Origin of the sequence: Paraburkholderia sp. J8-2, from assembly GCF_905220195.1 — a bacterium.
GTDB lineage: Bacteria > Pseudomonadota > Gammaproteobacteria > Burkholderiales > Burkholderiaceae > Paraburkholderia.
In genome coordinates this window covers 290,590-316,958 of the sequence record NZ_CAJMZA010000005.1, presented here as the reverse complement: position 1 = coordinate 316,958, position 26,369 = coordinate 290,590, and the positions used below count along the sequence as shown (strand labels likewise).

Below are 26,369 nucleotides of genomic sequence, written 5' to 3'. Positions count from 1 at the left end.
ACGCTTAGCGGCTCGCCAGTGCGTGGTCGCTCTCGTCGGCGTTGTCGTTGTCCGCCGTGGCGCGCGTCGTGTCGCTGTCGCCGTTCTGAGCGGTCTGCGTGCCGCCGTTGTTCCAGACCACCGTATTGTTCACGGCGTACAGACGGCACGGATCGGAGCTGTGCTTTTCGCAGTTCGAGATCGCCACGGCCATCGGATTGTCGCCGCCTTCGGCCCACGACCATGCGCCGGAGTCGGACACCGCGAATGCGCGGCTCGGATACTGCTTGAGGAAGTTGCGATAGCCGTCGCGGCCAGCCTGATCGACGAACGGCACCGCGCCGACCGAGTCGATCTGCGCGAAGCCGGTGCCGCGGGGGGCAGCCTGTGTGGCCACGCGGTACTGCACCGCCGTCGGCAGGCCACGGTTGGCGAGGAACGCCTCGACCGTGGGCCACCAGATCTTCACACCATCGCGATCGCCCACGAGGCGATGCGCATCGTTCTTGTACGCGCCGAAGTCCACGAGCTTCGCCGTCGCGGCCGGGTGGTCCTCACCCGTTTGCGCGTCGCGGTAAGCGGCGAACATCTTTGTGACGAGATCGGGCGACCAGACCGAGTCGTTGTCGCCGTAGAGCCAGAGCGAGGCCACGCGAGCCTTGCCGCCGTAGTCGCCGAACGCCTGGGTCAGGTTGTTTTGCCAGCCCGTGCAGGCGTCCTGGCGCAGACCGCCCGAGAAGTTGATGAGCGCGCGCACGCCGCTCGCCGCCTCGGTGCCATAGGCCATCGTGGCGAGGCCCCCGTGCGAGGTGCCCGCGACGATGATCTGGGTTGCGTCCACGTAGGGTTGCTTCGACATGTAGGCGATCGTCGAAGCGACGTCGGCCGCCTGGCCGAGGCCGTTGCTCGCAACATCGCAACCGTCCTGCTGATACGAGCCGCCCGAATCCGCGAAGCCCTGGCGGTTCGGCGCGACGACGACATAGCCGCGGCGCACGAATTCGCGCGCGAACGAAAGCGGGTCGCTGCGCGCCTGGAGGTGCGGGTCGCCGGGAATCTTGCCGTGGTTGAAGATCACCATCGGGAACGGGCCGGGGCCGTTCGGGCGATAGATCGTGGTTTCGAGCGTGACGTCGCCGGAGGCGTCGACGGGAACGCGGATCACCTGCTCGTTCATGCTGGCGGGCACGACGGGCAGATACGCGTCGTCGAGCGCAATACGCGGCACGTTGGCGCTGCCGAGGGGACCGCCCGCGAGACTGGCAGAATGCGCTGCGGAAGTGTTGGCGGCGAGTTGCGGGTTCGCGCTCGCATTTGCCGGATCGGAAAGCGACGCTGCGTGCGCAACCGAAAGCACACACGCGGTGCCGGCTACGACCCATCCGGTAAGGAGCTTCCTGAACGCCATGCGCTACACCACCTGCAAAAGACCTGCTGCTGTGAATCCGCCAACCGTCCGATCATTACCCGTGCTTCGCCCGTTTCAGGGCACAACGAGACACCGTTGCTCATGGTCGCGAGACCAGGAGCGGGCGTGTGACCCGTCACGTGGGATTGCATCGATCAGAACACCTGCGCGGCGCAGTTCTATCGTCGATCAGACCCGCCGCCAGCACCCATTTGCAGTCAATACATGCATGCGTGAAAAAGGTTTTTTCACTATGCACTTACGTATTGTGCAGGGCACCGTGATTAGATACTCGCACGACAAATATTTGTTGTGCAATTCAGGGGTAACCCGGCATAAGGCATGCCAACCGCGCGCGGCCCTATGAAGCATGGCGCACACGCGGCTTTCGATCAGTCGCGAACGCGGGAATTTTTAAAAAGGTCCGGGAGGCGAGCGTCGCGCGCGGACAACAGCCGCGCGATTGCTCAGTAAGCGCTTGTTTGCAAAGGCATTATTTCCGGCGCCATGACGGCGAACCGGGGTGGGAACTCGCGCCGGCAAATTACGGCGGCAGTCAGTTATTCGTTAGCTTGATGAAACTTCGCCGTCAACGTAACGCCAGCGGCCGTCCTCGCCGCGCGTGAAGCGGCTTGTTTCGTGCAGCCGGAACGCGCGGCCGCCCGTCTTGTAGCGCGCGACAAATTCGACGATCGCATGCGTGTCGTCGCGTTGTTCGTGGCGCTTGACGGCAAGTCCGAGCCAGCGCGGGGCGCCAACGGCCGCGGGGTCCACGTCGAGATCGGCGGGGCAGGTCTCGCTCGCCCACGTCGAGCGCAAGTACGCTTCGTCGCCCAGTGCATACGCCGTGTAGCGCGAGCGCATCAATTCGAGCGCCGTGGCGGGCACCGCAGCGTCGTCGATGAAGCGGCCACAGCACTGCGCGAAGCGCGGCGCCCTCGCGCCCGGCTTCTGGTTGGGCGCAGCGCCGCCGCAGGGACAATCTGCGGGGCGGGTGGTTTTCCCGGTACCGCGGGCGGTTTCAGCGTTCATGAGTCAGGGCTCCGTTGCGAGAACCCGCAAGCGTAGCGCAGACAAGCGGCGCTTTACCAGGCTTACCAGTCGAGTTCCGTGCCGTCGTACTGGAAGAAGCGGCCATTGAAGACGTCGCGCGCAGCGGCCGCCTCGGCCACCACCTCGCGCATGCCGGCGACGCTCGCCTCCGGGTCGATCGCCGCGTGCGCGCCACCCATGTCGGTGCGCACCCAGCCCGGATGAAGCGCGACGCAGGTGGCGCGGCGCGTTTGCAGCGAGGTGATCTTCAGCACGTCGTTGAGCGCGGCCTTGCTCGCGCGATAGAGCCAGCCCGTCGTGCCCGTGGTCTCCGCAATACTGCCCATGCGGCTCGACAGCACGGCGAGCACACCGTGGGCCTCGTCGACGAGCGGCAGCAGGATCGGAATCAGTTGCATCGGGCCGCGCACGTTGGTGTTCATCACATATTCGAAGTCTTCGGCCGTGATGGTTTCCACACCTTCGGTGCGCGGGCCATAAACGCCCGAGACGACGAGCGCCACGTCGAGCCGCACGCCGTCGAGCTTCAAGCCGAGCGCTTCGATTTCCTCGGGCCGCGCGATGTCGAGCTGGAAGGTCTGCGCGCCGATTGCGCGCAAGGCTTCGAGCGCTTCGGGCCCGCGCGCCGTGGCCAGCACGCGCCAGCCGGCCTTCGCATACTGCCGCGCGAACTCGAGACCCAGGCCTCGCGACGCGCCCACGATCAACGCTGTTTTCATCTCGTCACCTTTTTTGTCCGTGCATTGAAACGCTGCAGCGCGCCGCCTCGCCGCTCTCGACGCGGCGCGCTTCACCTGGCGCTAGCCTACAGCAGTTCGACGCCCATCGCCGTGGCTTCTCCGCCGCCGATGCACAGCGTCGCCACGCCGCGTTTGCCGCCGCGGGCGCGCAACGCGCCGATCAGCGTCACGAGAATGCGTGCCCCCGACGCGCCGATCGGATGACCGAGCGCACACGCGCCGCCGTTCACATTGACCTTCTCGTGCGGCAGATCGTGCTCCTTCATCGCAGCCATCGTGACCACGGCGAAAGCCTCGTTGATCTCGTAGAGATCGACGTCGCTCGCTTTCCAGCCGGTCTTCTCGAACAGTTTCGTGATCGCGCCCACCGGCGCGGTCGTGAACTTCGCGGGCTGTTGCGCGAAGGTGGAATGGCCCGTCACGCGTGCGAGCGGCGTGAGGCCGAGCTGCTTCGCCGTCGATTCCCGCATCATCACGAGCGCCGCCGCACCGTCCGAGATCGACGACGAGTTCGCCGCCGTCACCGTGCCGGTCTTGCTGAACGCGGGCTTGAGCGTCGGGATCTTGTCGAGGTTGGCCTTGAACGGCTGCTCGTCGCGCTCGATGGTCGTTTCACCCGCACGCGAGGCGACCTTCACCGGCGCGATTTCCCACGCGAACGAACCGTCCTCGTTCGCACGCTTCGCGCGCTTGAGCGACTCGATCGCGAACGCGTCCTGGCGCTCGCGTGAAAAGTCGAACTCGCCCGCGCATTCTTCCGCGAACGTGCCCATCAGGCGGCCCTTGTCATAGGCGTCTTCGAGACCGTCGAGGAACATGTGATCGAGCACCTGGCCGTGGCCCATGCGCATGCCGGCGCGCGCCTTTGGCAACAGGTAAGGGGCGTTCGACATGCTCTCCATGCCGCCCGCGACGATCACATCGGCCGAGCCTGCCAGCAGCATGTCATGCGCGAACATCGCCGCACGCATGCCGGAGCCGCACATCTTGTTGACGGTCGTCGCACCGGCGGCAAGCGGGAGCCCCGCGCCGAGCGCCGCCTGGCGCGCGGGCGCCTGGCCCTGCCCTGCGGGCAGCACGCAGCCCATCACGACCTCGTCGACCTGCTCAGGCTTCAGGCCCGCGCGCTCGACCGCCGCCGCGATCGCTGCCGCGCCGAGCTGCGGCGCGGTGAGCGATGCGAAATCGCCCTGAAAACCCGCCATCGGCGTACGCGCCGCCGAAACGATCACGATGGCGTCCTGCTTTTGTGTCTCACTCATGTTTCTGCTCCTTGATGAATCCGCTTGAATCCTTGTGAATCCTTGTGATTCCGTTTTGACTCGTTAGCCGCGCTCAAGCGACGCGCACCACCGGCGCGTCGTCACGCGTGAATCGTTCGGGGTAACGCACGCTAAACCGTATCGATGCGTCGTAGGGAAAGCAGTCCGGCACCTCGCCCGCGATGAGCTTCGCGCGGCTCTCCTGCCAGAGCGCGGGCTCGAAGAAATCTGCGTGATGCGCAAGAAATGCGCGCTTCACGCGCGGGTCGCCGAGCAGGAAGGTGCCGTACGTCTCGGGAAAAATATCGCGAGGGCCGACCGGATACCATGTCTCGCCCGATAATTCGTCCTCCTCATTACGCGGCGGCGGCACGGCGCGCACGTTGCAATCGGTGAGATATTCGATCTCGTCGTAGTCGTAGAACACCACGCGGCCGTTGCGCGTCACGCCGAAATTCTTGTAGAGCATGTCGCCCGGAAAGATGTTCGCGCGCAGCAGGTCTTTAATCGCATTGCCGTATTCGCGAATGCCGTGCTCGACTTCGGCGTCGCTGCCGTTCTGCAGATAGAGATTGAGCGGCACCATGCGCCGCTCGATGTAGACATGGCGGATGACGAGGTTGTCGCCCTCGTACTCGATCATCGACGGCGCAAGCGTTTCCAGTTCGCGCACGAGCGCTTCGTCAAGGCGCGCAACAGGTAGCGCAACGCTCGAATATTCGAGCGTGTCGGCAAGCCGCCCAAGGCGATCGTGGCGCTTCACGAGCTGATACTTCTGCACCACCTGCTCGCGCGTGGTTTCCTTGGGCGCGGGAAAGCTGTCCTTGATGACCTTGAACACGTACGGAAACGAAGGCAGCGTGAACACGATCATCACCATGCCGCGTATGCCGGGCGCGATGATGAACCGGTCGCTCGAATGCCTGAGGTGGTGCAGCAAGTCGCGATAGAACAGGTTCTTGCCCTGCTTCTGCAACCCGAGCGACGTGTAGATCTCGCCCTTGGCCTTGCGCGGCATGATGGTGCGCAGAAACTCCACGTAGGCGGACGGCACTTTCATGTCCACCAGAAAATACGAGTGCGAAAAGCTGAAGAGGATGAGCAGTTGCTCGAGGCGCAGCAGCACCGTGTCCAACGCGAGCTTGCCCGCCTCCACGTGACGCACCGGCACGACGAACGGCGCAAGCAGATCGCCGTTGATGATGCGCCCGACGATATACGCGCCTTTGTGCCGGAAAAACAGCGACGAAAGCACGTGAATCTGGAAGTTCGGCTTGGGCTCGACCACGCCGAAGGTGTCGAGCATGGTCTGCATGATGCAGTCGACGTCGCGCCCGAGGTCTTCGAAGGGCGTTTCCAGCTGGAAGTTCGTGACGATGCGCTCGAGCGTCGCTGCGAGGCCGTCCTTGCCCGGATAGTACGCACGGTAGGTGGGCTTCGCGGCAGGTTCGTCGTTCTCGATGTATTCCGTCGAGATGGCAGGCCGCACGAAGATGAAATCGTTGTTGAAGTACGAGCGGTGCAGGATCTTGCAGCACACAGAGTTGAAGAACGTCTCCGCGCATTCGGGCTGCCGGTGCGTCGTAAGGAGGCCGATGTAGTGCAGTTTGATCTGCTGCCAGACTTCGCCGTCGATGCTCTCGGCACCGTATTCGTCTTCGAGCACGACGACGCACTCCTTCACGCGCTCGTCATACGAAGCGATACGCTCGCGCGCGAGTTGCTGCAGCGCATGCCAGTCGGCGGCTTCGAAGAGCGTGCGCGCCCGCACGGCCGCGTCGCAGAAGTTGCGGTAGTGACGGTTGAAGCCGTCGAGCATGGTCTGCGCGACATCGAAGCCGATCTGCGAAGAGAGCAGTTTCGGAAAGTGTTTCATGGCGGCCATGCCCGTTTCGCAAGCGCGGGCGTCAGGTTTTCGCGGGAGCGCCGCTTTCATGCGCCGCGCTCTCGTGCGCCGCATTCCGGTCGAGCAGCGCGCGCGCCTGGGCTTCGTACTGCGCGAGGTCTTCGAGCGTCGCGTCGAGGTCCGCGCGCTGGCGCTCGAGTATCTCGCGGTGATGGACCACCGTGTCGAGGAACGCCTGGAGCTGCGGGAGCGTGTCGGTCGGCGACTCGTAGAGGTCGAGCAGCGTGCGGATTTCCGAAAGCGTGAAGCCGAGCCGCTTGCCGCGCAGCGTCAGCTTCAGCCTCGTGCGATCGCGCCCCGAAAAGACGCGCTTCAGCCCCCCCGCGCCTTCGCGGCTCGGCGCAAGGAGGCCCTGGTCCTCGTAGAAGCGGATCGCGCGCGGCGTTACGTCGAATTCCCGGGCAAGTTCGGTAATCGTGTACTGGGTCGTCATGATGTGCGGAAGGCGGCTGGCCCGGCTGTGGTCTGCACGACAGCGCGAGGAACGATAGAATCGACGTTTACGTTATCGTCAAGTACGCGGTTGCGCAACCGGCGAGACAGGAGAAGACACCCACAATGAACGCCCTCGAACACCAACTCGACTATCCCTACGCCGACACCCTGCCGGAGCCTGGCCTTGCCTTCGACGTCGCGCCCGGCGTGAAATGGCTGCGCATGCCGCTGCCGTTCGCGCTCGACCACATCAACCTGTGGCTGCTGCGCGACGAGATCGACGGCCAGCAAGGCTGGACCGTGGTGGACTGCGGCATCACCAACGACACCATCAAGGAACGCTGGGAAGCGGTGTTCGAGAACCAGCTGGAAGGCCTGCCGGTGCTGCGCGTGCTCGTCACGCATTGCCATCCCGACCATATCGGCCTTGCTCACTGGATTTGCGCGGGCGGCGACAAGGCACGCTGGGACGTGCGCCTGTGGGCCACGCTCGGCGAATACATGCAGGCCCGCGTGATGGCCGCCGGCGACGGCTCGAACGCGGGCGGCGAAGGCGCGGCGCGCCATTTCGCGCGCCACGGCCTCACGGACGAAGCGTCGCTCGACAAGCTGCGCAACCGCCGCGGCTATTACGGCAGCCTCGTTCCCGCGCTGCCCACACAGTATCGCCGCCTGCGCGAAGCCGATACGGTGGCGATCGGCGGGCGCGGCTGGCGCGTCATCACGGGCTACGGCCATTCGCCCGAGCACTGCGCCCTTTTTTGCGAGGAAACCGGCGTGCTGATCTCCGGCGACATGGTGCTGCCGCGCATCTCGACCAATGTCTCCGTGTTCGACATGGAGCCGGAAGGCAATCCGCTCGGCCTGTACCTCGAATCGCTCGGCCGCTACGAAACGCTGCCCGAAAACACGCTCGTGCTGCCCTCGCACGGCAAGCCGTTCAGGGGCGTGCGCACACGTATCGCGCAACTACGCGCGCACCATGACGCCCGCCTTGCCGAAGTGATGGAAGCCTGCGAGCGAGCGCCGCAAAGCGCCGCCGACATCGTGCCGATGATGTTCAAGCGCGAGCTCGACATCCACCAGATGACCTTCGCCATGGGCGAAGCGCTCGCGCACCTGAACTTGCTGTGGCTCGCGGGCAAAGTCACGCGCTCGACCGGCGCGGACGGGGTGATCCGGTTCGCCGCCTGATTACCTGGCGCACACAAACAAAAACGGGCGGCCCGTAAGGAGCCGCCCGTTTTTACGTGGCGCGATGCGCGTTAGTTCGAGCCGCCCGTGATCAGATCGGCGCCTTGCGGCCGCACGAACTTGAAGGTCGAAGCCGGCAGCGACGGGTTCTTTTCGATGTTGGAGAACGTGAGCAGCGTCACGTTGCCGAACACATCGTGCAGTTCCATGGCTTCGAGGTTGCCGTCGCGAAAGCCGATGCCCACACTCTTGAACTGCGTGTCCTTCGACTTCGGAATCAGCTCCAGCCAGTCGATGCCGTTCTTCACGCCCGCATCCGAGAGCGTGAAGTTCTTGTCGAGATCGTTGCTGCCGAACAGGATCGCCGCCGGGCTCGCGCCGAGCGCGCCGCCGAGCTTGCGCTCGGTCACCTGGTTCAGGTCCTTGTCGTAGACGTAGAGGTTGTCGCCGTCCGACTGCAGCAGCTGCTGATACGGCTTCTCGTACGACCAGATGAACTTGCCGGGCCGCGCGAACACGAATGTGCCGCTCGACGTCTTGGCGTTCAGCGTGGCCGTGGCAATGGCGTCGCTGGCGTTCTTCGCACCCGAAGGCGCCTTCAGTTCGCGCTGCACGAAGCTGCCGCGCGCGGAGTGGACCTGCGAGACGAACTGCTTCAGTTGATCGGTGCCGCTCGCATACGCCTGCGAGACCATCAGGACCGACGCGCCAAGCGCAAGGAACAGCATGCGGCGCGCGGTGCGCGCAAAGCGGGTCGGAAGTCCAGCCGGATACTGCATCTATCGTTCTCCAAGAGGTGTGTCTTTGGCCGCCGGAAATGCCGGAAAGGTTGGCAAAGCGGCGGCCAGGCGCGGCGTGGCCTAGTCGGCGTCGCCGCGGTTGGGCACGAGGATCTCGCGGTTGCCGCTCGACGACATCGCCGAAACGAGCCCGGATTGCTCCATCTGTTCGAGCAGCCGCGCCGCGCGGTTGTAGCCGATGCGCAAGTGCCGCTGCACGAGCGAGATCGACGCGCGGCGATTCTTGATGACCACTTCGACGGCCTGATCGTACAGCGGATCGGACTCGTCGCCGGTGCCGCTGGTTCCCGCAGCCGTACCCTCGTCGCCCTCACCTCCCACCGCGCCTTCGAGGATGCCCTCGATATAGTTCGGCTCGCCCTGCTCCTTGAGCTTCTCGACGACGCGGTGCACCTCGTCGTCGGAGACGAACGCGCCATGCACGCGCACGGGCATGCCCGAGCCCGGCGGCAGGTAGAGCATGTCGCCCATGCCGAGCAGCGACTCGGCGCCCATCTGGTCGAGAATCGTGCGCGAGTCGATCTTCGACGACACCTGGAACGCCATACGCGTGGGCACGTTGGCCTTGATGAGACCCGTAATCACGTCCACCGACGGGCGCTGCGTCGCGAGAATCAGGTGAATGCCCGCCGCACGCGCCTTCTGCGCGATACGCGCGATCAGCTCTTCGACCTTCTTGCCGACCACCATCATGAGGTCGGCGAGTTCGTCGATCACGACCACGATATGCGGCAGCTTCTGGCACGGCTCCGGATCGTCCGGCGTGAGGCTGAACGGGTTCGGGATCTTCTCCTCGCGCTTGTTCGCCTCTTCGATCTTGTTGTTGTAGCCCGCGAGATTGCGCACGCCAAGCTTGCTCATGAGCTTGTAGCGGCGCTCCATCTCGGCCACGGTCCAGTTCAGCGCGTTGCCGGCCTGGCGCATGTCGGTCACGACCGGGCAGAGCAGATGCGGAATGCCCTCATAGACGCTCATTTCGAGCATCTTCGGGTCGATGAGGATCATGCGGACCTGCTCGGCGCTCGCCTTATACAGCAGCGAGAGGATCATCGCGTTGATCCCCACCGACTTGCCCGAGCCGGTCGTGCCGGCCACGAGCAAGTGGGGCATCTTCGCGAGATCGGCGCAAACCGGCTTGCCGCCGATGTCCTTGCCAAGGCCCATGGTGAGCGCCGAAGGCGCGTCGGCATAGACCGCCGAGCCGAGAATCTCGGAAAGGCGCACGGTCTGGCGGCGCTGGTTCGGCAACTCCAGCGCCATGAAATTCTTGCCCGGAATCGTTTCCACCACGCGGATCGAGACGAGCGAGAGCGAACGCGCAAGGTCCTTCGCGAGGTTCACGATCTGGCTGCCCTTCACGCCCGTGGCCGGTTCGATCTCGTAGCGCGTGACGACCGGGCCCGGATACGCGGCCACCACGGCCACGTCCACGCCAAAGTCCTTGAGCTTCTTCTCGATCAGGCGCGAGGTGAATTCGAGCGTGTCGTCGGAGATGGTTTCCTGGGTGGCCGCAGCCGGGTCGAGCAGCGAGATCGCCGGCAGCGTGGAGTCGCCCGGCAGGTCCTTGAAGAGCGGCACCTGGCGCTCTTTTTCCACGCGCTCGGAGCGCTGCGGCGTGACCACCGGCGGCACGATCGTGACCGGCTCGTGTTCCTCGATCTTCACGCGGCCGCGCTCGACCTTGCCTTCGCGCTTCACGGCCGCCGCTTCGCCGAGCTTGCGGTCGCGGCCCGCCTCGCGGCGCAGTCTGGCCATGGTCACGGCGTTGATGATGGATTCGCCGACTTTTTCGGCAACCGAAAGCCACGAAAAGCGGAAATAGAGCGAAAGGCCGATCGCGAGCGCGAGCAACAGCGCGAGCGTGCCCCCCGTGAAGCCGAGCGCGTGCGAAACGCCGCGCGCCACCGCCCCGCCCACCACGCCGCCGGGCGCCTGAGGCAATTGCACCTTGAGCGACCACATGCGCAGCGCCTCGATGCCGCAGCTCGACAGCATGACGAGCACGAACGACAAGGCTTCGGCGACCCAGCTGATGTCGCGCGGCTTGTCGTCGTCATCGTCGGCAATCGCCTCGTTGCGCGTGATGCGCTGATAGTTCGCCGAGATGAGGCGCGCGAGCAGCACGATCCACCAGTAGGCGGACAGGCCGAACAGCAGCAGCAGGATGTCCGAGACGCGCGCGCCGACGCGTCCCGCCCAGTTCGAGATGTGGTCGACCTGGGCCGCGTGCGTCCAGCTCGGGTCGTGGCGGCTGTAGCTGATGAGCGCCATCAGCAGGAACACGCCTAGCGCGACCTGCAGGATCCAGCGAATTTCGGTGAAAAGGCGCGACATGCGGTGAGGCAATGCCTGCGCCTGCGCGGAATAAGGAGCTTTGGCCATTGAATCCTGGGCTGATTCTTGATGCGTTTGCGGTCCGCCAGTGCTTCCGTGTGCCCGAAACCCCGGGCAGACGGGCGCGGCCGCCGTCGTCCGATCCGGCCTATTGTAAACGCGTTGTTTCGGCCCCGGCGGCCCCACGCTGTAAATGACGGTAACTGACAACGGTGTGGGGGCGGCGTCAGGCTGCGCCAGATGCGGCGATCCGCCGCCCTGCGCGCGCCGCGACAGCACCCAGGCTATCGCTGCGATCAGTAAGCTTCATCGAGCGGCCGTCTTCCCCCGCCTTTATAATTGCGGGCTGATGCCCAACTACATGCGTGAGCCCCGCCACAACGCCGGGCGCGCCCAGGCCGGCCGCACCTGTGCCGGCCGCCCGATATATCGCGCCACGCAGCGTCTTTCTACGGAATTCGATCATGTCTGCAACCAAACACGCCAAAGTTCTGATTCTCGGGTCCGGCCCCGCCGGCTACACGGCAGCCGTCTATGCGGCGCGCGCGAACCTTTCGCCGCTGCTCGTCACCGGCCTCGCCCAAGGCGGCCAGCTCATGACGACGACCGACGTCGAAAACTGGCCCGCAGACCCGAACGGCGTGCAAGGCCCCGAGCTGATGCAGCGTTTTCTCGAGCACGCCGAGCGCTTCAACACGGAAATCGTGTTCGATCACATCCACACGGCCAAGCTCAATGAAAAGCCCATCCGCCTGATCGGCGACTCGGCCGAGTACACCTGCGACTCGCTCATCATCGCGACCGGCGCGTCGGCGCAATACCTCGGCCTGCCGAGCGAAGAGCTGTACATGGGCCGCGGCGTCTCGGCCTGCGCGACCTGCGACGGCTTCTTCTACCGCAACCAGCACGTCGCCGTGATCGGCGGCGGCAACACGGCCGTTGAAGAAGCGCTGTACCTCTCCGGCATTGCGAAGAAGGTCACGGTCATTCACCGCCGCGACAAGTTCCGCGCCGAGCCGATCCTGATCGACCGCCTGCTGGAAAAGGAAAAGGAAGGCGTGGTCGACATCAAATGGGATCACGTGCTCGACGAAGTGAAGGGCAACGAAGGCGGCGTGAACGGCCTGCGCATCAAGAACGTGAAGACGGGCGAATCGACCGATCTCGATCTGCAGGGTCTGTTCGTCGCGATCGGCCACAAGCCGAACACGGACATCTTCGAAGGCCAGCTCGAGATGAAGAACGGCTACATCATCACGAACGGCGGCCTGAACGGCAACGCCACCGGCACGAGCGTGCCGGGCGTGTTCGCGGCCGGCGACGTGCAGGATCACGTCTACCGCCAGGCGATCACGAGCGCGGGTACGGGCTGTATGGCCGCACTCGACGCGCAGCGCTACCTCGAGACCGTGAACGAGCTGGGCCAGGCGCATGTGATGAGCGCCGAAGCCGAACGCTAATCAGCGAACGGTGTGCCGCCCGACACTTCGATCGGGCGGTACGCAAACGCGCGGGGCGCCACGCCGCTAAAATAGCGGTCTGAAGCCCGGCGGCGCAGCAGCAACGAGGGCCGCGGCCAGCCAGCCGGCGGCCCTTTGCTTTTGCGACGGTTCGCGCGCAGCCAACGATTCACCCAGCCGATTTACCCAGCGTCTTTCGCCATGCCCAAGAACGTGCCCCATCCGGGCGAGCCCAAGCGCCCCGCCTCCGTACGCCCTACGCCGGCGCCCACGCCTGCCCCCGCAGCGGACGACGGCGTGCCCGGCAAGGCGGCTTCCGGCTTCGCCGGCCTCGGCAGCCTGCGCGACGCGCTTAAGGTGCAAACCCGTCAGCGCGAGCGCGAACGCGTGGCCGCGCAGGCGGCGCGCGTCGAAGCCGCCGCCGACAGCGACCTCTTTCGCCGCGAGATCGGCCAGATCGCGCCGCTCAAGCAGCCGGCTCGCGCGCAGCCGCGCCGCGAAGCCCCCGTGCCGCTGCCGCTGCAAACGCGCCTGGACGAGCAGGCCGTGCTGCACGAAGCGATCTCCGACGAATTCGACCCGGAAGCGCTGCTCGACACCGACGACTCGCTGTACTACCACCGCCCCGGCGTGACCGAAGAAGTCGTCAAGAAGCTGCGGCGCGGCACGTGGATCGTGCAGGCGCAGCTCGACCTGCACGGCATGCGCCGCGAAGAGGCGCGCGAGGCGCTGCAGAACTTCATCCGCGAAGCAGGCAAGCGCGGGCTGCGCTGCGTGCGCGTGATCCACGGCAAGGGCCTCGGGTCGGTCGGCAAGGAGCCGGTGCTCAAGGGCAAGGTGCGCGCGTGGCTCGTGCAGAAGGAAGAAGTGATCGCGTTCTGCCAGGCGCGGCCGCACGACGGCGGCGCGGGTGCGGTGCTCGTGCTGTTGCAGCCGCATCCGGTCGGGCACGGACAGCATCATCATCACGCGCCCTGACCGAACCCGTTATCGGCGTGTCGACATGAAAAAACCCCGTTGGCTGCGTGAGCAGCAACGGGGTTTTTTATCGCGCCAGCACTATCTGGCGAACGAAGATCAGGCGATGCGCGCTTCCGTCTTCGGGTCGAACAGCACGGCCTTCGAAACGTCGAACAGCAGCTCCATGCTGTTGAGCGGCTGCGGGTTCGAGCCCGGGTGCACGCGGCTCACGATACGCTTGCCGTTGACCTGCGCGAACACGAGCGTGTCCGGACCGGTCGGCTCGATCACGTCGACCTTCACCGAATGGCGCTGCAGTTCGTGGCCATGGCCGTCGTGCGAGCTGCGCGCGTCGGTGATGCGCTCAGGGCGCAGGCCCAGCACCACTTCCTGGCCGATGTAGCTGCGCAGCTTGTTCGCGTCGAACAGCGGCAGGTTCAGCACGTTGCGCGCCACGCCCGTGTCGAGTTCGATGCCGACGCCCGAGCCCTGCTCCACCAGCTTGCCTTCGATGAAGTTCATCGGCGGTGCGCCGATGAAACCCGCGACGAACAGGTTCGACGGCGAGTCGTAAATGTCCTGCGGCGCGCCGAACTGCTGCACGATGCCGTCCTTCATGACCGCGATACGGTCGCCGAGCGTCATCGCTTCGATCTGGTCGTGCGTCACATAGACAATCGTCTTGCCCACGCGCTGATGCAGCAGCTTGATTTCCGAGCGCATCTCGATACGCAGCTTGGCGTCGAGGTTCGAGAGCGGTTCGTCGAACAGGAACATGATCGGGTCGCGTGCGAGCGCGCGGCCCATCGCCACGCGCTGGCGCTGGCCGCCCGAAAGCTGGCCCGGCTTGCGGTCGAGCAGATGCTGGATCTGCAGCATGCTCGACACGCGGTCGACGATCTGTGCCTGTTCCGACTTCGGCACCTTGCGGATGTTCAGACCAAACGAGATGTTCTCGCGCACCGTCATCGACGGATAGAGCGCGTACGACTGGAACACCATTGCGATATCGCGATCTTTCGGCGAGAGGTTGTTCACCACCTTGCCGTCCATGCAGATCTCGCCCTTGGTCACGGTTTCGAGACCCGCGATCATGTTGAGCAGCGTCGACTTACCGCAACCCGAGCCGCCGACCAGAATCAGGAACTGGCCGTCTTCGATGTCGATGTTCACGCCCTTGAGGACGGGGACCCCGTTCGGGTAGGTCTTGTAGACGTCGCGAATGGAAAGGCTTGCCATGCTATGAATCCTTTTAATCGAATAGAGCTTCTTAGCCCTTCACCGCGCCCGCCGTGAGACCGCGCACAAAGTAGCGGCCGGCGATGACGTAGACGAGCAGCGTGGGCAGCGCGGCGATGATCGCGCCGGCCATGTCGACGTTGTATTCCTTCACGCCCGTGGACGTGTTCACGAGATTGTTCAGCGCCACCGTGATCGGCATCGAATCGACACCCGAGAACACGATACCGAACAGGAAGTCATTCCAGATCTGCGTGAATTGCCAGATCAGGCACACCATGAAAATGGGCAGCGAGATCGGCATCATGATGCGCGTGAAGATCATGAAGAAACCGGCGCCGTCGATGCGCGCGGCCTTCACGAGCTCAGCGGGCACGCTCACGTAGAAGTTGCGGAAGAACATCGTGGTGAACGCGATACCGTACACGACGTGCACCAGCACCAGACCGCCGATCGTGTTCGACAGGCCGAGGAAGCCTTCGAGACGCGCCATCGGCAGCAGGATGGCCTGGAACGGAATGAAGCAGCCCACCAGCAGCATCGTGAAGAGCGCGTCCGCGCCGCGAAAGCGCCAGTGCGTGAGCACGTAGCCGTTGAACGCGCCGATGATCGACGAGATCAGCACAGCCGGAATCACCATCTTCACCGAGTTCATGAAGAACGGCTGCATGCCGTCACAACGCACGCCGGTACACGCTTCGCTCCACGCCTTGATCCACGGCGCGAAGGTCGGGCTCGTGGGCAGCGAGAGCATGGTGCCCGTGTGAATCTGGTCGAGCGACTTGAACGACGTCGACAGCATCACGTAGAGCGGGAACAGGAAGTACAGCGCGAACAGGATCAGCGCCGCGTACACGACCACGCGGCTCACAGTCATCTTAGGCTGCATTGCGCGTGCTCCTCGATTCCAGATACATGAGCGGCACGAGCACGGCCACGACAGTGGCGAGCATCATCATCGACGAAGCTGCGCCGACGCCGAGCTGCCCGCGGTTGAACGAAAACGTGTACATGAAGATGGCCGGCAGCGACGACGACGTACCCGGACCGCCCGCGGTGAGCGCGACAACGAGGTCGAACGTCTTGATCGTGATGTGGCACAGGATCAGCAGCACGGAGAAGAACACCGGACGCATGCTGGGGATCACGATCTTGCGGTAGATCGTGGGCAGCGTCGCGCCGTCCACCTGGGCCGCCTTGAAGATTTCGCTATCGACACCGCGCAGGCCGGCGAGGAACAACGCCATGCAAAAGCCCGTGGATTGCCACACGGCGGCGACCACGATACAGAAGATGGCGCGGTCCGGGTTGTTGAGCCAGTCGAGCTGGAAGCTCGTCCAGCCGATGCTGTGCATCACCTGTTGAATGCCGAGGTCCGGATTGAAAATCCATTGCCATGCCGTGCCCGTCACGATGTACGACAGCGCCATCGGATAGAGGAACACCGCGCGCAACGCGCCTTCCTGACGGATCTGCTGGTCGAGCAGGATCGCGAGGAACAGCCCGAGTGCCACGCAAATCGCGATGAACGGGATGCCGAACCATCCGAGGTTCTGCGCCGACGTCCACCAGACGTCGTTGGAGAACAGCTCGCGATAGCGGTCGAGACCCGCGAAGTCATAGCGCGGCATCAGTCGCGAAGTCGACAGCGACAGGTAGCCGGTGATGAGGATAAAGCCGTAGACGAATACAAGGCTGATCAGAATGCTGGGCGAAAGCACCAGCTTCGGGATCCAGCGGTCTGCGAGCGCCGCCATCGGCGACGCGCGGCGGGTAGCAGGCGTAGCAGCCTTGCCGTTGCCGCTAAGAGAAGCAGTCACTGCGCAACTCCTGGTACGGTGCGAAAACATCTTCCGCACGATGATGGGGTTCAGAGGGTGAACCGTCATGCCCGGGGTGCGCCACGTGTGGCGCACCCCGTCTTACAGCACTAACCTTCTACGCTCACTTCGCTCACTTCGTCTTCGCAGCCTTCGCGAGCGCTTCCACCGCGCTCTTCGAATCCTGGTTCGAGTTCATGAACTTCGTCACGACGTCGGTGATCGCACCGGCCGTCGCGTCCGGCTGAGCCATACCGTGCGCGAGCGACGGCACATAGCCGCCGGCCTTGATCGCGGTTTGCTCATCCGCGTACGACTTCTTGGCGCAGTCGTCGAACTTGCTCATGTCCACGCCCAGGCGCACCGGGATCGAACCCTTGTACAGGCTGAACTGCTCCTGGAATTCCGGGCTCATGATCGTCTTGGCGAGCGCGAGCTGACCCGCCGTTGCCGCCTTCTGGCCCTTCTGCTGGAAGAACACGAACGAGTCGACGTTAAAAGTGTAGGCCTTTGCGGTGCCCGGCACTGCTGCGCAGACGTAGTCCGTGCCCGGCTGCTTGTTCGCGCTCGCGAACTCGCCCTTTGCCCAGTCGCCCATGAACTGCATGCCGGCCTTGCCGTTGATGACCATGGCCGTGGCGAGGTTCCAGTCGCGGCCCGTGCGGGCGTTATCCATGTACGACTCGATCTTGCGGACCGTGTCGAACACGCCGACCATCTGCTGCGACGTAAGGGTCTTCTGGTCGAGGTCGACGAGCGCCTTCTTGTAGAAGTCCGCGCCCTGCGAGAGGACCACGTCTTCCCACAGCGTCAGGTCTTGCCACGGCTGACCGCCGGCGGCGACCGGCTGGATGCCCGCGGCCTTGAACTTGTCAGCCAGTGCAAAGAATTCCGGCCACGTGGTCGGCGCCTTGCCGCCCACCTTGTCGAGCGCGGCCTTGTTGATCCACACCCAGTTCACGCGGTGCACCGAGAACGGTGCGCCGACGTAATGGCCATCCGCATGCATGATCTTGTCGATTTGCGGCGGGAGGTTGGCCTTCCAGTCGGTCGCGGCGGCGTCGATCGGCACCAGCACGCCCTGCTCCGCCCATTCCTGGATCAGCGGGCCCTTGATCTGTGCGGCCGTCGGCGCGTTGCCCGAGATCACCTGGGTCTTCAGTGCGGTCATGGCCGCCGCGCCCGCGCCACCGGCGACCGCGAAGTCCTTCCACACATAACCCTGCTTCGTCATGTCGTCCTTGAGCACGCCAACGGCCTTCGACTCGCCGCCCGAGGTCCACCAGTGCAGCACTTCGAGAGACTCGGCTGCTTGCGCCGTGGCGACGCCGCCCAACAGACCTGCTGCGCACAGGGCGCCCATGATCGCGCGGAATTTCATTGCTTATCTCCTCCAGACACCTGAACAAAAAACGATTGGCCCCTGATCGCCAGGGTGCGGTGGTTGGTCAAACAGGCAAAACAGGCAAAACACTGGACGGACGGGCGCCGGAGTGCCGCGCGCGCGTGCTTTTCGTTAGATGCGCGCGGGCCGCGTGCCGGTTACCGGCCGCAGGACGCTCAAGAGATGAGTGGATCTGAATGCAACTTGACTGTCTCCTCTTTTGATTTTCACCGGCCAGCTGGCCGGCCGAGGCGCCGCTTGCGTCACACGGCCTTGAAGCCTCCGCACGCTGGGGAACCGGGCGCACGACTCACTGGCAAGCCGGCTGAGTCCCGCGTGGTTCTCCGTTAACATGAGGGGGCATTCCGTCCGCTCGCGAAACCGCGCAAACCGCCTTGCTGGCTGCGTTTCACGCTTTTTTCATCGAATGAACGTTACCTCTTGATTTGGATTGTAGTTAAACTACAATTCAGTGTCAAAAAAAATTTTATCGGACTACGGCCGCCCGATCGCCCACATCGATGGGCTCCCGATGTACCCTGCAGCGGCCCCCCAGGACTCTGACTGAGACTCATGCAAAACCAGATCGATTCAGGTTTCACGTTCGTGCTCTTCGGCGCCACCGGCGACCTGTCGATGCGCAAGATTCTCCCCGCCCTGTATGAAGCACACCGTTCAGGCATGCTCGCGGAGTCCGGCAAGATCGTGGGCGTCGCGCGCCACGAAGAGGATCGCGCGGCGTACATCCAGTGGGTCGACGAGCACGTCAAGCCGCATGTGACGAAGAACGGCGGCTTCGACGACAGCGCATGGGCCAGCTTCCTCGAGCGCATCGTCTATGTGAAGCTCGACCTCTCGCGCGCCGAAGACTTCACGCACTTGCGCGACGGCATCGCGTCGCTGCCCGGCATTCGTGTGTTCTATCTGGCTACGGGCCCGTCGCTGTTCGTGCCGATCTGCCGCGCGCTTGCCGCCGTCGGTCTGAACGAGAACTCGCGCATCGTGCTGGAAAAGCCGCTCGGCTACGACCTCAAGTCGTCCAATGCGATCAACGACGCCGTGGGCGAGATCTTCGCCGAAGGCCAGATCTACCGGATCGACCACTACCTCGGCAAGGAGCCGGTGCAGAACCTGCTCGCGCTGCGTTTCGGCAACGCGCTCTTCGAGCCGCTGTGGCGCCGCGAGTGGGTCGAGAGCATCCAGATCACGATTGCCGAGGAACTCGGCGTCGAAGCGCGCGGCGATTTTTATGACAACACTGGCGCGCTGCGCGACATGGTGCAAAATCACCTGTTGCAGCTGCTTTCGATCGTCGCCATGGAACCGCCGCATTCGATGGATTCGGATTCGGTGCGTGACGAAAAGCTGCGCGTGCTGCGCGCGCTCAAGCCGATCAACCCGCTCGACATCAGCAAGGTCGCGGTGCGCGGTCAGTATCACGCGGGCGTGATCCGCGGCCAGGCGGTGCCGGGCTATGCGACCGAGCATGGCGTGAAGCCCGAAAGCCACACCGAGACCTTCGTGGCGCTCAAGGTGGAGATCGAGAACTGGCGCTGGGCGGGCGTGCCCTTCTTCCTGCGCACCGGCAAGCGTCTTGCCGACCGCGTGGCCGAGATCGTCGTGAACTTCCGCCCGGTGCCGCATTCGGCGCTCGGCGCGCCGGCGCTGCGCCCCGGTGCGAACCGCCTCGTGATCCGCCTGCAGCCGAACGAGAACATCCGCCTCTACTGCCTCGCGAAGCAGCCCGGCGAAGGCATGAATCTCGCCAGCGTGCATCTGGATCTCGCGTTCGACCAGTTCTTCCGCGAAGGGCAGATGGAGGCTTACCAGCGCCTGCTGCTCGACGTGATCAACGGCCGCCTCGCACTCTTTGTGCGCCGCGACGAGCAGGAAGCGGCCTGGACATGGGTCGAGCCGATCCTGAACGAGTGGGCGGCTTCGCCGCGCGCGCCCAAGCCATACGCGGCCGGCACGTGGGGACCCGCGGCGGCGAGCGCGATGCTCGCGCAGCACGGCACCTGCTGGCTCGAAGAAGAGAACTGATGGCATTGCATGGCTTCGCGCACCGCGAGCGCGAAGTCGGACCGGACAGATGAACGACCCTGTAGACCTACAAAAAAGCAGCATGGAGGAGAAGTGATCGAGCTTCACGTATTCGACGACCCGCGCGTCCAATCCGACGCGTTGGCGCGAGCCGTGGGCGACGCGCTACATGCGTCGCTCGCCGCTCAGCAAGCGGCGCCCGGTACTGCCGTGCGCCGTGCAACGCTTGCCGTCTCCGGCGGCACGAGCCCGCGCCCCTTCCTCGAGACCCTGTCGACGCACCGCTTCGACTGGGCGCACATCGACGTGACGCTCGTCGACGACCGCTGGGTGAGCGACACCGACTCCGCGAGCAACGCGCGCCTCGCGCGCGAGACGCTGCTCACGCACGAAGCGGCCAACGCGCGCTTCCTGCCGCTCGTCGATGTGGCGCAGGATGTCGACGCGCACGTCGCCGCGCTCAACGCCGACCCCGCCCGCAAGCTTCCGAACGTCGCCGTGCTCGGCATGGGCGAGGATGGCCACACGGCCTCGATTTTCGCCGACGCGCCAGAATGGCACGAAGCGATCACCACGGCGCGCCCGTTCGTGGCCGTGCATCCGCAGGCCGCGCCGCACGCGCGCGTTTCGTGGTCGATGCAGGCGCTGCGCCAGGTCGACCGGCTGTTCCTGCTGATCGCGGGACAGCGCAAGCTCGAAGTGCTGCAACAGGCCGCCGCGGCCGAACAAAACAACGCCATCTCGAAGCTGGCGAACGACAAGGGAGTGAGACTCGATGTCTACTGGTGCGCCTAATAAAAACGCCCCTGGCGCAGGCCAGCACGCCGACGGTCCGAGGCTGCTCGCCGACATCGGCGGAACCAACGCGCGCTTCGCGCTGGAAACGGGTCCTGGCGAGATCGGCCAGGTGCGCGTGTATCCGTGCGCGCAGTATCCGGGCGTTGCGGAAGTGATCCAGCAATACCTGAAGGACAACAAGATCGGCCGCGTGAATCATGCGGCCATCGCCATTGCGAATCCGGTCGACGGCGACCAGGTGCGCATGACCAATCACGACTGGACCTTCTCGATCGAAGCCACGCGCCGCGCGCTTGGCTTCGACACGCTGCTGGTCGTCAACGATTTCACCGCGCTCGCCATGGCGCTGCCCGGCTTGACCGACTCGCAGCGCGTGCAGGTGGGCGGCGGCCAGCGCCGCCAGAACAGCGTGATCGGCCTGCTCGGTCCGGGCACGGGTCTCGGCGTCTCGGGTCTCATTCCCGCCGACGACCGCTGGATCGCGCTTGGCAGCGAAGGCGGCCACGCCAGCTTCTCGCCGCAGGACGAGCGCGAAGACATCGTGCTGCAGTTCGCGCGCAAGAAGTGGCCGCATGTGTCGTTCGAGCGCGTATGCGCGGGGCCCGGCGTCGAGCTCATCTATCGCGCGCTCGCCGCACGCGACAAGAAGAAGGTGTCCGCGGACCTCAACCCGGCCGAAGTCGTGAAGCGCGCACACGAAGGCGAAGCGCTCGCGCTCGAGACCGTCGAATGCTTCTGCGGCATTCTCGGCAGCTTCGCGGGCAACATCGCGATGACGCTCGGCTCGCTCGGCGGCATCTATATCGGCGGCGGCGTGGTGCCGCGCCTGGGCGATCTGTTCACGCGCTCGTCGTTCCGTCAGCGCTTCGAGGCGAAAGGCCGCTTCGACACCTATCTCGCGAACGTGCCCACCTACGTCATCACGGCGGAGTATCCGGCGTTCCTCGGCGTGTCGGCCATTCTCGCGGAGCAGCTTTCGAATCGCGCGGGCGGCGGATCGTCGGCCGTGTTCGAACGTATTCGCCAGATGCGCGACGCGCTCACGCCCGCCGAGCGCCGTGTGGCCGACCTCGCGCTCAACCACCCGCGCTCGATCATCAACGATCCGATCGTCGATATTGCGCGCAAGGCCGATGTGAGCCAGCCCACGGTCATCCGCTTCTGCCGCTCGCTGGGCTGCCAGGGCCTCTCGGACTTCAAGCTGAAGCTCGCCACGGGCCTGACCGGCACGATTCCGGTGAGCCACAGCCAGGTGCATCTGGGCGACACCGCCACCGACTTCGGCGCCAAGGTGCTCGACAACACCGTCTCGGCCATCCTGCAACTGCGCGAGCACCTGAACTTCGAGCAGGTCGAGAACGCGATCACGCTGCTCAACGGCGCGCGCCGCATCGAGTTCTATGGGCTCGGCAACTCGCACATCGTGGCGCAGGACGCGCACTACAAGTTCTTCCGCTTCGGCATCCCGACCATCGCCTATGGCGACCTGTATATGCAGGCCGCTTCCGCCGCGCTGCTCGGCAAGGGCGACGTGATCGTGGCCGTCTCGAAGTCGGGCCGCGCGCCGGAACTGCTGCGCGTGCTCGACGTCGCGATGCAAGCGGGCGCGAAGGTGATCGCCATCACGTCGAGCAACACGCCGCTCGCCAAGCGCGCGACCGTGGCGCTCGAAACCGATCATATCGAGATGCGCGAGTCGCAGCTTTCGATGATCTCGCGCATTCTGCATCTGCTGATGATCGACATCCTCGCGGTGGGCGTCGCGATTCGCCGCGCTTCGCCCGATGCGGATCTCGGCAACGCCGTCGAAAAGGCGCGCGAACATGCCGACGACGACGCATCGGCCGTGCTCGACTGGCTGAGCCATGGCGCGTCGCCTACAGCGCGCGACTGAAGTCCGCTTAATCAAGCGATAAAAAATGGGACGCCTCGGCGTCCCATTTTCGTTTTGCGCTACGTCGACTTCATGGCGTGGCCGTTTGCACCGTGTCCGGCGCCGGCGTGCCGTGCCACTTCACGACGAGCGCGCGCCCCACCCACGTCATCAGGCCGCACACACCGATCGTCACGCCCATGCCGAACGGCGAGATACCCGGGAACCAGCCGACCACGGCGCTTGCGAGCGCGCCGAGGGCAAGCTGCGTCGCGCCGAATACCGCCGCTGCCGCGCCCGCGTTCTTCGGATAGCGGTACATGAGATCGGTCGCGCAGTTCGCGCCGAGCAGCCCCACCACGCTCACCACGAAGAAGAGGCCGAACACGATCGACCACAGGCCGCCCCAGCCGGTTACGCACATGAGCGCGACGAACAGCGACGCAACGATGCTCACGCCTGACGCGATCGACACCATGCGCAGCGTGCCGAGACGCCCGATGAAACGCGTGTTGAGGAAGTTGCCGAGCATGATGCCGAACACGTTCGCGCCGAAGAAGAACCCGTAGTGCTGCGGCGAAACGTGGAAATACTCGATGTAGACGAACGGCGTGGCGGAGATATAGGTGAACATCGAGGCGAACGCCATGCCGCCGCAGAGCATGTGCCCCCAGACGAGCGGATCGCGCAGCAAGCGTCCGTAAGCTGCGAACGAGCGCAGCACGGCTGCGCTTTCGCGCTTTTCCGGCGGCCAGGTTTCAGGCACGCGCAGGTAGGCCGCCACGGCGCACGCAAGGCCGAAGAGCGTGAGCACGACGAACACCACGCGCCAGCCGCCGATCAAAAGCAACTGTCCACCGATGAGCGGCGCGAGCAGCGGCCCGATCGCGGTGACGATCGCAACCATCGAGAGGACTTTGGCGGCGTCGGAAGGCTCGTGGGCGTCGCGCGCGATAGCCCGCGACAGCACCGAGGCCGCGCCCGCGCCGAGCGCCTGAAGGAAGCGGACGATCACGAGTTCGCCCACCGAGAACGAGAGCCAGCAGGCGATACTAGCCAGCGTGAAAAGCGCGATGCCGCCGAGCAGGACGGGGCGGCGGCCATAGGCGTCGGAAACCGGGCCGTAGAGCAGCATGCCGATCGAGAAGCCGGCCATGAAGCTCGTGAGCGTCGAGGCCGCGGCGGCGGCGCTCACGCCGAACGACTGCGCGATGGCAGGCAGGCTTGGCAGATACATGTCGGTGGCGAGCGGGCCACAGGCGGCGAGTGCGCCCAGCAACAGGATCAGCCGGCCATCGGGCCGGCGGCGCGGGGAATGGGACATGGTGTGTAGGGCGGCGGAGCGCGCGCGGCTCGCGCGTGCTCGATGTCATGGGCCGTTCTATCCGTCGCTGCGGGAGCGGACAAAACGGCAACGCAGTGCCGTCGAATTGTACCTGACGCCCTTTCTCCGCCCTTCGCCGCTCCCCATGCGGCATCGCCGCGGCTTTGCGCTAAGCTGCGCGCTTTCGCTCAACTTGCCACGTCGCCGACATGACCGCCTTCCTGCTCATCTGGAGCCCCAAGAAGTGGCCCTGGCCCGAACTGCCCGACTTCGCGCGCCGCGTGCGCGCCGGAGAAGCCGTCGCCGACACCTGGGGATGCGGCTTCGCGCGCGGCATCCTGCCGGGCGACCGGGTGTTCCTGCACCGCGTGGCCGCCGAGCCGCGCGGGCTCTTCGGTTCCGGCTACGTCACGCGCGCGCCCTACGAGGTGCCGGACGCCGCGTACAAGCGCGGCTACCGGCTGTGCATCGACTTCGTCTACGACTGGCTCGTCGACGCGGGCGAGGAAGTCGTCATCGCACGCGACGATTTACGCGCGCATCCGTTTTCAGTCCAAACCTGGGACGCACAGAGTTCGGGCACGGTCATCAAGCCGGTTGCCGAAGGCGCGCTGGAAAAGCGCTGGGCGGAGTTGACCGGGCGGCGGCCGATGCCGGCGCCGGCGCTCGCGGCCATGCAGGCGTGGCACGACGCGCACGCGGCATCGGCGGCGAACGATGCACCCGCACCGGGCGCAATTCGGCCCGCCCGCAAACGCGCGGCCGCCAAAGTCGAAGCGCGCGACACGGCGCCGCACCTCGCGCCGCCAGCGCGCAAACGCAGGCAGCCAACGCGCTGAATCCGGCCGCCCGGAGGTGCCCCGAGCCAACCCGGGGCTCCGGCCCGATCCGCGCGACTCCGGTACAATTTCGAGAGAACAGCCCCATCGCCCGCGCCCACGCGGCGCCGCATGGGTCCGTACGCCGGCCCCATTCGTCAGGGTCGCGCGCCACACCACTTTCGCAGGTCCAGCACTCATGTCCAGCACCAAGTCCAGCACCCAGTCCAGCACGCAGAACCGCAACGAAGCCCTCTTCGAACGCGCCCAGCGCACCATTCCGGGCGGCGTGAACTCGCCCGTGCGCGCGTTCCGCTCGGTCGGCGGCACGCCGCGCTTCATCGAGCGCGCGCAGGGGCCGTACTTCTGGGACGCCGAAGGCAAGCGCTATATCGACTACATCGGCTCGTGGGGCCCGATGATCGTCGGCCACGTGCATCCGGAAGTGCTCGAAGCCGTGCAGCGCGTGCTCGCGAACGGCTTCTCGTTTGGCGCGCCCACCGAGGCCGAGATCGAGATCGCCGAGGAAATCTGCAAGATCGTCCCGTCGATGGAGCAAGTGCGCATGGTGTCGAGCGGCACCGAGGCGACCATGAGCGCGCTGCGTCTTGCGCGCGGCTTCACGAAGCGCGATCGCATCGTGAAGTTCGAAGGCTGCTATCACGGCCACGCCGACAGCCTGCTCGTGAAGGCGGGCTCGGGCCTGCTCACGTTCGGCAACCCGACTTCGGCCGGCGTGCCCGTGGACATCGCGAAGCACACCACGGTGCTCGAATACAACAACGTCGCGGCGCTCGAAGAAGCGTTCAAGGCGTTCGGCGACGAGATCGCCGCCGTGATCATCGAGCCGGTCGCCGGCAACATGAATCTCGTGAAGGCCACGCCCGAATTCATCCACACGCTGCGCAGCCTCACGGCGAAGCACGGCAGCGTGCTGATTTTCGACGAAGTGATGTGCGGCTTCCGCGTGGGTCTGCGTGGCGCGCAGGCGCTCTACGGCGTCGAGGCCGATATGGTGTGCCTCGGCAAGGTGATCGGCGGCGGTATGCCGGCGGCCGCGTTCGGCGGCCGTCGCGAGATCATGGATCACCTCGCGCCCAACGGCACGGTGTACCAGGCGGGCACGCTCTCGGGCAACCCGATCGCGGTCGCGGCGGGTCTGAAAACGCTGCAGCTCATCCAGGCGCCCGGCTTCTACGAGCAGCTCACGGCGAAGACCGAACGTCTCGCGAAGGGGCTTACGGCAGCCGCGGGCGAAGCGAAGGTGCCGTTCGTGGCGGATTCGGTGGGCGGCATGTTCGGCCTCTATTTCGCGGACAAGGTGCCAGGCAGCTTCGCCGAAGTCACGAAGAGCGACATCGCGCGCTTCAACCGCTTCTTCCACCGCATGCTGGACGCGGGCGTCTACTTCGCGCCGTCGGCCTACGAGGCCGGCTTCGTCTCGAGCGCTCACGACGATGCGATCCTCGACGAGACGATCGCCGCGGCGCGCAGCGCGTTCGCAGCGGAAGCCGCGGCTGAAAACGTGACGCAGTAAGG

At 65.3% G+C, this 26,369-nt stretch carries 21 protein-coding genes; 8 read left to right on the top strand and 13 right to left on the bottom strand.

The genetic code is table 11. The features are described 5' to 3' along the window. Positions 1-4 precede the first annotated feature (4 nt). The 6 genes from U5A52_RS14800 to U5A52_RS14775 form a co-directional block, all read right to left on the bottom strand. Positions 5-1,387, bottom strand: coding sequence for a dienelactone hydrolase family protein (locus U5A52_RS14800; RefSeq protein WP_321935125.1), 1,383 nt, complete (start codon positions 1,385-1,387; stop codon positions 5-7). A gap of 567 nt (positions 1,388-1,954) precedes the next feature. Then, positions 1,955-2,419 (bottom strand): YchJ family protein, encoded by a 465-nt coding sequence (locus tag U5A52_RS14795; RefSeq protein ID WP_321913905.1) that lies wholly within the window; start codon positions 2,417-2,419, stop codon positions 1,955-1,957. A gap of 62 nt (positions 2,420-2,481) precedes the next feature. Continuing rightward, a complete protein-coding gene (locus U5A52_RS14790; protein WP_321913906.1) occupies positions 2,482-3,159 on the bottom strand; it encodes an SDR family oxidoreductase in 678 nt (225 codons plus the stop codon). 86 nt (positions 3,160-3,245) lie between these two features. Continuing rightward, the gene (locus U5A52_RS14785; protein ID WP_158758403.1) at positions 3,246-4,442 is read right to left on the bottom strand and encodes an acetyl-CoA C-acetyltransferase; all 1,197 of its coding nucleotides are present in this window, start codon (positions 4,440-4,442) and stop codon (positions 3,246-3,248) included. Between the two features lie 73 nt (positions 4,443-4,515). Then, a complete protein-coding gene (gene aceK, locus U5A52_RS14780; RefSeq protein WP_321935172.1) occupies positions 4,516-6,318 on the bottom strand; it encodes a bifunctional isocitrate dehydrogenase kinase/phosphatase in 1,803 nt (600 codons plus the stop codon). Between the two features lie 31 nt (positions 6,319-6,349). Next, positions 6,350-6,781, bottom strand: a complete 432-nt coding sequence (locus U5A52_RS14775; RefSeq protein ID WP_321935124.1) for a MerR family DNA-binding transcriptional regulator — start codon at positions 6,779-6,781, stop codon at positions 6,350-6,352. Positions 6,782-6,906: 125 nt separating this feature from the next. On the opposite strand from U5A52_RS14775, the gene U5A52_RS14770 reads away from it, so the two are divergent. Then, positions 6,907-7,977, top strand: coding sequence for an MBL fold metallo-hydrolase (locus tag U5A52_RS14770; RefSeq protein WP_321913909.1), 1,071 nt, complete (start codon positions 6,907-6,909; stop codon positions 7,975-7,977). 71 nt (positions 7,978-8,048) lie between these two features. On the opposite strand, the gene lolA is transcribed toward U5A52_RS14770, so the two are convergent. Together lolA and U5A52_RS14760 are read right to left on the bottom strand one after the other, a co-directional pair. After that, complete coding sequence (lolA, locus tag U5A52_RS14765) at positions 8,049-8,756, bottom strand: outer membrane lipoprotein chaperone LolA (protein ID WP_321913910.1); 708 nt, start codon at positions 8,754-8,756, stop codon at positions 8,049-8,051. An 81-nt stretch (positions 8,757-8,837) separates the two neighbouring features. Further along, a complete protein-coding gene (locus tag U5A52_RS14760) occupies positions 8,838-11,159 on the bottom strand; it encodes a DNA translocase FtsK (RefSeq protein ID WP_321913911.1) in 2,322 nt (773 codons plus the stop codon). A gap of 416 nt (positions 11,160-11,575) precedes the next feature. Between U5A52_RS14760 and trxB the strand changes: the two genes are divergently transcribed. Beyond that, on the top strand, positions 11,576-12,571 hold the full coding sequence (gene trxB / locus U5A52_RS14755; RefSeq protein WP_321935123.1) for a thioredoxin-disulfide reductase: 996 nt from the start codon (positions 11,576-11,578) through the stop codon (positions 12,569-12,571). A 201-nt stretch (positions 12,572-12,772) separates the two neighbouring features. After that, on the top strand, positions 12,773-13,549 hold the full coding sequence (locus U5A52_RS14750; protein ID WP_321913913.1) for a Smr/MutS family protein: 777 nt from the start codon (positions 12,773-12,775) through the stop codon (positions 13,547-13,549). A gap of 99 nt (positions 13,550-13,648) precedes the next feature. On the opposite strand, the gene U5A52_RS14745 is transcribed toward U5A52_RS14750, so the two are convergent. The 4 genes from U5A52_RS14745 to U5A52_RS14730 form a co-directional block, all read right to left on the bottom strand. Further along, positions 13,649-14,770 (bottom strand): sn-glycerol-3-phosphate ABC transporter ATP-binding protein UgpC, encoded by a 1,122-nt coding sequence (locus tag U5A52_RS14745; RefSeq protein ID WP_321913914.1) that lies wholly within the window; start codon positions 14,768-14,770, stop codon positions 13,649-13,651. Between the two features lie 31 nt (positions 14,771-14,801). After that, positions 14,802-15,659, bottom strand: coding sequence for a carbohydrate ABC transporter permease (locus tag U5A52_RS14740; protein WP_321913915.1), 858 nt, complete (start codon positions 15,657-15,659; stop codon positions 14,802-14,804). Further along, positions 15,649-16,590: a sugar ABC transporter permease gene (locus U5A52_RS14735; RefSeq protein WP_321913916.1), complete on the bottom strand. Its 942-nt coding sequence runs from the start codon at positions 16,588-16,590 to the stop codon at positions 15,649-15,651. The genes U5A52_RS14740 and U5A52_RS14735 overlap by 11 nt, the downstream gene beginning before the upstream one ends. Before the next feature lie 133 nt (positions 16,591-16,723). Beyond that, a complete protein-coding gene (locus U5A52_RS14730) occupies positions 16,724-17,971 on the bottom strand; it encodes an ABC transporter substrate-binding protein (protein WP_321913917.1) in 1,248 nt (415 codons plus the stop codon). Positions 17,972-18,547: 576 nt separating this feature from the next. Between U5A52_RS14730 and zwf the strand changes: the two genes are divergently transcribed. The 3 genes from zwf to U5A52_RS14715 all read left to right on the top strand — a co-directional run bounded on the left by zwf (position 18,548) and on the right by U5A52_RS14715 (position 22,709). After that, positions 18,548-20,017 carry a glucose-6-phosphate dehydrogenase gene (gene zwf / locus U5A52_RS14725; RefSeq protein ID WP_321913918.1) on the top strand — a complete coding sequence of 490 codons (1,470 nt, stop codon included), beginning with the start codon at positions 18,548-18,550 and terminating at the stop codon, positions 20,015-20,017. Between the two features lie 93 nt (positions 20,018-20,110). Next, a complete protein-coding gene (pgl, locus tag U5A52_RS14720; RefSeq protein WP_321935122.1) occupies positions 20,111-20,812 on the top strand; it encodes a 6-phosphogluconolactonase in 702 nt (233 codons plus the stop codon). Further along, positions 20,793-22,709 (top strand): bifunctional transcriptional regulator/glucokinase, encoded by a 1,917-nt coding sequence (locus U5A52_RS14715; RefSeq protein ID WP_321913920.1) that lies wholly within the window; start codon positions 20,793-20,795, stop codon positions 22,707-22,709. The genes pgl and U5A52_RS14715 overlap by 20 nt, the downstream gene beginning before the upstream one ends. A 70-nt stretch (positions 22,710-22,779) precedes the next feature. Here U5A52_RS14715 and U5A52_RS14710 read toward each other — a convergent pair whose 3' ends face one another. Next, a complete protein-coding gene (locus U5A52_RS14710; RefSeq protein ID WP_158758416.1) occupies positions 22,780-24,012 on the bottom strand; it encodes a Bcr/CflA family multidrug efflux MFS transporter in 1,233 nt (410 codons plus the stop codon). Positions 24,013-24,221: 209 nt separating this feature from the next. On the opposite strand from U5A52_RS14710, the gene U5A52_RS14705 reads away from it, so the two are divergent. Next, positions 24,222-24,851, top strand: a complete 630-nt coding sequence (locus U5A52_RS14705) for a hypothetical protein (RefSeq protein WP_321935121.1) — start codon at positions 24,222-24,224, stop codon at positions 24,849-24,851. A 178-nt stretch (positions 24,852-25,029) separates the two neighbouring features. Continuing rightward, complete coding sequence (hemL, locus tag U5A52_RS14700; RefSeq protein WP_321935120.1) at positions 25,030-26,367, top strand: glutamate-1-semialdehyde 2,1-aminomutase; 1,338 nt, start codon at positions 25,030-25,032, stop codon at positions 26,365-26,367. The last annotated feature ends 2 nt before the right edge of the window (positions 26,368-26,369 follow it).

Bases quoted from the DNA above. Each gene is read 5' to 3' on its own strand.
- U5A52_RS14800 (WP_321935125.1), bottom strand. From the start codon at position 1,387: ATGGCGTTCAGGAAGCTCCTTACCGGATGGGTCGTAGCCGGCACCGCG.
- U5A52_RS14795 (WP_321913905.1), bottom strand. From the start codon at position 2,419: ATGAACGCTGAAACCGCCCGCGGTACCGGGAAAACCACCCGCCCCGCA.
- U5A52_RS14790 (WP_321913906.1), bottom strand. From the start codon at position 3,159: ATGAAAACAGCGTTGATCGTGGGCGCGTCGCGAGGCCTGGGTCTCGAG.
- U5A52_RS14785 (WP_158758403.1), bottom strand. From the start codon at position 4,442: ATGAGTGAGACACAAAAGCAGGACGCCATCGTGATCGTTTCGGCGGCG.
- aceK (WP_321935172.1), bottom strand. From the start codon at position 6,318: ATGAAACACTTTCCGAAACTGCTCTCTTCGCAGATCGGCTTCGATGTC.
- U5A52_RS14775 (WP_321935124.1), bottom strand. From the start codon at position 6,781: ATGACGACCCAGTACACGATTACCGAACTTGCCCGGGAATTCGACGTA.
- U5A52_RS14770 (WP_321913909.1), top strand. From the start codon at position 6,907: ATGAACGCCCTCGAACACCAACTCGACTATCCCTACGCCGACACCCTG.
- lolA (WP_321913910.1), bottom strand. From the start codon at position 8,756: ATGCAGTATCCGGCTGGACTTCCGACCCGCTTTGCGCGCACCGCGCGC.
- U5A52_RS14760 (WP_321913911.1), bottom strand. From the start codon at position 11,159: ATGGCCAAAGCTCCTTATTCCGCGCAGGCGCAGGCATTGCCTCACCGC.
- trxB (WP_321935123.1), top strand. From the start codon at position 11,576: ATGTCTGCAACCAAACACGCCAAAGTTCTGATTCTCGGGTCCGGCCCC.
- U5A52_RS14750 (WP_321913913.1), top strand. From the start codon at position 12,773: ATGCCCAAGAACGTGCCCCATCCGGGCGAGCCCAAGCGCCCCGCCTCC.
- U5A52_RS14745 (WP_321913914.1), bottom strand. From the start codon at position 14,770: ATGGCAAGCCTTTCCATTCGCGACGTCTACAAGACCTACCCGAACGGG.
- U5A52_RS14740 (WP_321913915.1), bottom strand. From the start codon at position 15,659: ATGCAGCCTAAGATGACTGTGAGCCGCGTGGTCGTGTACGCGGCGCTG.
- U5A52_RS14730 (WP_321913917.1), bottom strand. From the start codon at position 17,971: ATGAAATTCCGCGCGATCATGGGCGCCCTGTGCGCAGCAGGTCTGTTG.
- zwf (WP_321913918.1), top strand. From the start codon at position 18,548: ATGCAAAACCAGATCGATTCAGGTTTCACGTTCGTGCTCTTCGGCGCC.
- U5A52_RS14715 (WP_321913920.1), top strand. From the start codon at position 20,793: ATGTCTACTGGTGCGCCTAATAAAAACGCCCCTGGCGCAGGCCAGCAC.
- U5A52_RS14710 (WP_158758416.1), bottom strand. From the start codon at position 24,012: ATGTCCCATTCCCCGCGCCGCCGGCCCGATGGCCGGCTGATCCTGTTG.
- U5A52_RS14705 (WP_321935121.1), top strand. From the start codon at position 24,222: ATGACCGCCTTCCTGCTCATCTGGAGCCCCAAGAAGTGGCCCTGGCCC.
- hemL (WP_321935120.1), top strand. From the start codon at position 25,030: ATGTCCAGCACCAAGTCCAGCACCCAGTCCAGCACGCAGAACCGCAAC.